Source organism: Candidatus Symbiopectobacterium sp. (assembly GCF_020054415.1).
In the GTDB taxonomy this organism is placed as follows: domain Bacteria; phylum Pseudomonadota; class Gammaproteobacteria; order Enterobacterales; family Enterobacteriaceae; genus Symbiopectobacterium.
Genome location: NZ_JAHWCO010000283.1, coordinates 1 through 5,058 on the forward strand (window position 1 = coordinate 1; position 5,058 = coordinate 5,058).

6 protein-coding genes and 3 pseudogenes are annotated in these 5,058 nt (G+C 50.3%); 5 read left to right on the forward strand and 4 right to left on the reverse strand.

What is annotated here, in order from left to right:
• A pseudogene (locus QZ506_RS08120) lies at positions 1-295 on the forward strand (ISNCY family transposase); the annotation flags it as partial.
• On the opposite strand, the gene QZ506_RS08125 reads toward QZ506_RS08120, so the two are convergent.
• Positions 292-732, reverse strand: a complete 441-nt coding sequence (locus QZ506_RS08125; RefSeq protein WP_291970284.1) for a tail fiber assembly protein — start codon at positions 730-732, stop codon at positions 292-294. The pseudogene QZ506_RS08120 and the gene QZ506_RS08125 overlap by 4 nt on opposite strands.
• A gap of 87 nt (positions 733-819) precedes the next feature.
• Between QZ506_RS08125 and QZ506_RS08130 the strand changes: the two genes are divergently transcribed.
• The 3 genes from QZ506_RS08130 (at position 820) to rsmS (ending at position 2,564) form a co-directional block, all read left to right on the forward strand.
• Positions 820-1,664 (forward strand): IS5 family transposase gene (locus QZ506_RS08130; RefSeq protein WP_291970286.1). Its coding sequence is split into 2 segments (ribosomal slippage): positions 820-1,165 and positions 1,165-1,664, totalling 846 coding nucleotides; the frame shifts between segments, so codons are not numbered across the junction.
• A 146-nt stretch (positions 1,665-1,810) separates the two neighbouring features.
• Positions 1,811-2,350: a primosomal replication protein gene (priC, locus tag QZ506_RS08135; RefSeq protein WP_291970292.1), complete on the forward strand. Its 540-nt coding sequence runs from the start codon at positions 1,811-1,813 to the stop codon at positions 2,348-2,350.
• 22 nt (positions 2,351-2,372) lie between these two features.
• On the forward strand, positions 2,373-2,564 hold the full coding sequence (gene rsmS, locus QZ506_RS08140; RefSeq protein WP_291970288.1) for a pleiotropic regulatory protein RsmS: 192 nt from the start codon (positions 2,373-2,375) through the stop codon (positions 2,562-2,564).
• Positions 2,565-3,212: 648 nt separating this feature from the next.
• Here the strand turns inward: rsmS and QZ506_RS08145 are convergent.
• A pseudogene (locus QZ506_RS08145) lies at positions 3,213-4,212 on the reverse strand (IS110 family transposase).
• Positions 4,213-4,326: 114 nt separating this feature from the next.
• Between QZ506_RS08145 and QZ506_RS08150 the strand changes: the two are divergent.
• Positions 4,327-4,509: a hypothetical protein gene (locus tag QZ506_RS08150; RefSeq protein WP_291970289.1), complete on the forward strand. Its 183-nt coding sequence runs from the start codon at positions 4,327-4,329 to the stop codon at positions 4,507-4,509.
• 202 nt (positions 4,510-4,711) lie between these two features.
• On the opposite strand, the pseudogene QZ506_RS08155 reads toward QZ506_RS08150, so the two are convergent.
• Both QZ506_RS08155 and QZ506_RS08160 read right to left on the reverse strand, forming a co-directional pair.
• Positions 4,712-4,930, reverse strand: a pseudogene (locus QZ506_RS08155) (Spy/CpxP family protein refolding chaperone); the annotation flags it as partial.
• Between the two features lie 19 nt (positions 4,931-4,949).
• A partial coding sequence (locus QZ506_RS08160) for an IS1 family transposase (RefSeq protein WP_291968657.1) occupies positions 4,950-5,058 on the reverse strand: 109 nt, incomplete at its 5' end.

A 5,058-nucleotide genomic window follows, 5' to 3' on the forward strand; every position in this document is an offset into this window, starting at 1 on the left:
CTATATTGTAGGTCGAGGCGAAACCTCATATACCAGACAGTTTTTGCACACCATCGCGGTACAGACACAAGATTATCAGGAGGATGTCATGAAGATTGCAGAACAGCTGCGCCAGGAAGGTCGGCAAGAAGGCATTCACCTCGGACGCCAAGAAGGTCGCCAGGAAGGCGAGCATAATGCCTCACTCAAAATTGCAAGGCAACTTATCGCCAACGGTGTTGAACGCACCATCGTCAAAATGTCGACCTGCCTGTCCGATGATGAACTGGCCACTCTGTTCGACGACCGGCGCTAATTCCCCGTTTTTTCACCTTCTGGCGCTTCCGGCCAGATGATAGCCGGCGCTTTGCTGATATCCACCCGTTTAAGCAGCACACGGTAGGTTTTCCACGCTATAAACTGCGCCCTTTCTGCATCCGTGGACATAGCGAGGTCTACCGCATCCTGTAGTGGAGCAATAGCTGCGGAGGCTTGCTGTATCAACGAGGCTTTTTTCCTCTCCGCCTCATCCATATGCTGTTGAGGTGTGGGAGGAGGAATATCTACCCACACAGGCAGACCCGCTTCCCCCACGGTGCGCTCCTTGCCATCCGGCGGCGGGTTGCCCGCAAATTCCAGCCAGACATCATCATTCACTTCAATGGCATCCTGCGGGAAGCTCCCTGCGTCAATATACGCCTGCTTCAATTCCGCCGTGCAGAATGTGTTTTCCTTCGCACTGTAGTAGTACATTTTCTCTCCCTCATAAACCAATGGCTAGGCTGTGTCCCTTAATTGCCTGATTTATAGTAACCGTATGTTTCCACAGTATATTGAACTATGGCTCGCTACGACCTTCCCGATGAAGCATGGATGATCATCCAGTCTTTACTGCCTGCTGAACCAGCAATACCACATGCCGGACGTCCATGGGCAGAACATCGTAAAATCATCAATGGTATGTTCTGGATTCTGTGCTCAGGTGCTCCATGGCGTGATTTACATGAGCGATATGTTCCGTGGAAAACCGTATATAACCGCTTTAATCGGTGGTCAAAATCGGGTGTGATTAACATTATTTTCAACAGGTTACTTTCTGCTCTTGATGCGCATGGTCTCGTTGAATGGTCTGCCACGGCGCTGGATGGCAGTAATATCCGGGCGCTGAAATGTGCTGCCGGTGCTCAAAAAAACATCCCGATATCGCCGGAGATAACGGTCTGGGTCGCTCTCGCGGTGGTTTTGGCACCAAAATCCATCTGGCAACAGACGGAAGTGGTCTCCCGTTAAACATCCTGCTGAGCACCGTACAGGCTCACGAAAGCCAGTTCGCATTACGTCTTCTGGACGGTAGTGGTGTTCAGCGCCATAATGGCAGCATGAAGCGTCGTGGTTATGCGGTGCTGGCTGACAAAGCTTATTCAGGGCATGCACTACGCAACGAGATGAAACGAAAGGGAATAAAGGCAGTCATCCCCCGAAAAACGAATGAAAAAATGGCTTCGGACGGGCGCTCACGGTTCGCCAGTGACGCCTACCGTCATCGCAATGTAGTGGAAAGATGTTTTGGCCGATTAAAAGAATACCGCCATATTGCCACACGTTATGACAAAACGGCGAGGAATTATCTGTCGATGGTTAAACTGGGCTGCATCCGCCTCTTTTACAAGAAGTTATACAATTAAGGGACACAGCCTAGCACTCTAGCATCCCGCCCTTCCCTGACGTTAGTTAAGATGCGTTCATCTTTCTTCCCTACGCGCAAAAGGCTTGTGCCTGCTGACAATCCCGTGCAAGCTTGGCTTTATCATTTTATTATGTGGGTCAATCCGTGAACCGCCACCATTTTCTTCAGGCGTTGGAACATCAACTTGTCCTGTTGGCTCAGGCGGTCGCTCCACTGGCAGACAGGCCGTTGGCCTATTCCCGTTTTGATCGCCAACTGTTTCAATCAAATGGCACGCGTTTGCGCGATTATCTGAATGAAGTTGAGCAAAATTTTCAGTCCTTGCGCCATCTGGTAGCAGAAAGCCGTACCGAACGCGTCGCGTTCATGACGGAGAAATTGGTCGCGCAGATCGGCGCACTACAACGAGAACTCTCCACACAGGTGCTACGCCGTCAGGAGGAGAAGACGCCAGTCGCCATTGCCAGCGATCTGTATCAAAAGCTGGCAGAGCACCAGGACTATGAACGACGCCTGAATTTGATGATTCAGGACAGGGAAAGCCAACTCTACAGAGCGACAACGTTGAACGCGCAGCAACAGTTGCAACGAGAGATAGCCGCGCTCGAAGGCCGGTTAGCACGGTGTCGTCAGGCGCTGGCGCGTTTAGAGCGTCAGGTGGAAAGGCGTGAACAAGGGCAGTAACCGCAACCAAAGGACCTAACGCATGTCGCTGGAAAATGCCCCGCCAGAGGTCAAACTGGCCGTCGATCTGATTATGCTGCTGGAAGAGAGCGATATCACGCCCGATGTGGTCCTGGCTGCGTTAGAGATTGTGCGACGTGACTACGAATCCAAGGCAGATGCGGTAACAGGGCCTGTGCCTGCGCAGCAGCCGAGGAAGCCTCAAATAAAATAGCGTAAAGCCACATAATTTTAATGCCTTGAATTGGTTGATGTTATAGCGCGTAAAAAATAACGCTGAGGGGAACGAGGCCACAGGGTGAGCGGTAGGACGCCGCGAAAGTCAGCGCCGCGTCTTACAAAAATGCCGGGAGCATTTTCGAACGCTGCTACCAGCGGCCCCGTAGGGGCGAGTCTCATGGATGAGACGCGTTTTCCGCATCGCTGGCGGCCCGTCAGTGGGCTCGGTCCCCGAAGGCACCGCATAGCGGCGTTATTTCCCGCGAAAAGCCAGGGGCCACGTGCGAGGGCGATTGAGCGCCCCGTGTCGGGCGCGTGTGAGTACGGTGCAAATAACCGCGTAGGTCAACGCGCACGAAATGTTCACTGCACCAACAAAATCTATGGTCACCCCCATTTTTGCAACACTGATTTTTGACTAATGGTGGGCTTGCTTCAATCTATCCGGCGTCTCTATGGGCGAGATGCACGCGCCTGGTGAACCTGAAAAGGCCCTCTGCTTCAGTGAGCCATTTTTGTCGTCATGTTTTTCAGCAGGCCGATATGCCGTTCATGTCATCAATAATCAGTCTTCGAAAAACCAGATAGGTAACTACTAGTTAATTACTTAATAATCAGTGTCTTGATGTAGTTCTATATAACATCAGGCCTGATATTCATTGTGATTAGTCGTGATTAACCAGGCTATTCGCGCCAGTTTGTTTGCCAGAGCACAGGCAACAATATTTGAATGTTTGTTATCGAGTTGCCCCCAAACCCATTCAGCAAGCCTGCCCTGCTGATGTTTAAGTCGCATCATGAATGAGCGGGCACATTAAACCAGAAGTTTGCGTAAATTTTTATCACCTCGTTTGCTTATCCCTAGTCGGTTTGCCTCCTGTACTGTATTGTCGCGGTACAAGCCCTGTGGAAGCAGCAAAATCCCTGCTACATGAAAATTGTTTTCCATCGTCGAGCTGTGATGAAAGTAAGCTGGCAGTAATCGGCCCGCCCCCTGGAATTGTCATAATTCGCTGTGCAGTATCATCAGCTTTGATTAACTGATTTAATTCTGATTCTAGCGCTGCTATTTGCTCGACAAGGTGAAGATAGTGGGCATGTAACTTAACCAGCAGACGGCTCAGGTATTCTGGGGTTTCGTGCTCAGCCAGCACCAGAGACAGTCGCTTTATTACCGCCTCGCCGATTGACAGGCTTATCCCAAACTCCAGCAGAAAACCATGGATCTGGTTAGTGGTTTTTACTTTATCTATGATAAGAGATTCCCTGACCCGATGCAGTGCTCGCATCGCCTGCTGAACCTCAGTTTTCGGCTGAACAAAACGCATTGATGGCCGGGATGCAGCTTCACATATCGCCTCTGCATCAACAAAATCATTTTTATTGCTCTTGATAAACGGGCGCACAAACTGCGGAGAGATAAGTTTTGCTTCATGGCCGCTATCATTGATACGCCTCGCCATAAAGTTTGCCCCGGCACAAGCTTCCATGACAACAACCGAGGATGGGCACGTCGCCAAAAACTGCATTAGCTTTGTGCGCGTAAACTTCTTACGCAGAAGCGCGTTACCTGACTTATCCTGGCAATGAATGTGGAAAGAATATTTACCGAGATCGATACCAATAAGAGTAACGTTTTCCATGATTGCCTCTCCTGAAAGAAAAACACCCTGCCAGCGTACCGCTCACAGAGTGGGGGTGACCATCTCATTAGGCCCAGCACAGATGCCAGCGCCCTGGTCTGGCTGAAGTTACAGTTGTGGTATTTGCTGAATACCCCAAACGCCAAGAGCATAGAAGAGAGCTTATATCTGTTTTCTCAGCACTTTTTCGACTTTGGCCCACGCTTTTTCTCCGAGGCCGCACGCTACCTGAACAACCTCTATTACCAACTGTATGACAGTGGTTGGGGGATTACCCGTCCAGGGCCGAATCCATAGACGAGCAGGCGATTTTGCAGTTCGTTCAGGCGCACATACGCCCGTTTTATCGCAAGCTAACCCATAATGAGTGTCTTACGTTACTCGCACGTTAACCGGTGGCCTGTGAGCGTCTCTGGCGTAAAAAACCGCCTTCTCATCGGTTACCCCATAAACGGGCTTGCAAGGTGAGTAAGGCGGTTGTCAGAAGAGAAAAGCTGAATTACTTAGCAGCAGTCTTCTCAGCGGGTTCCGTCATCTTGTGATTGATGCGGTTATCAAAATTTTCGTTAAACTGCTTTTTCTGCTCCGGCGTCAGAACGTTATAAATCTTGTTCTGCGTTTCCAGGCGGCTTACCATCCGCGCTTTATGAATCTCATCCTGCTTATTGACCTGCGCCTGGGCTTTCGCCATATCGAACGTGTCTGCCGGGTCGTGTATTCAATGAGTTGATGTAGCATCAAACGTAGTACTCGCGTTCGATGTAAGTACCGATGATCCTATCGTGCATTTCGGATGATTTTGAATATCCGAGCGTCTTGCGATTGAGCCGTTGCAATCGGTTACGC

Coding starts and splice junctions, on each gene's coding strand:
- QZ506_RS08125 (WP_291970284.1), bottom strand. CDS start 732: ATGTACTACTACAGTGCGAAGGAAAACACATTCTGCACGGCGGAATTG.
- rsmS (WP_291970288.1), top strand. CDS start 2,373: ATGTCGCTGGAAAATGCCCCGCCAGAGGTCAAACTGGCCGTCGATCTG.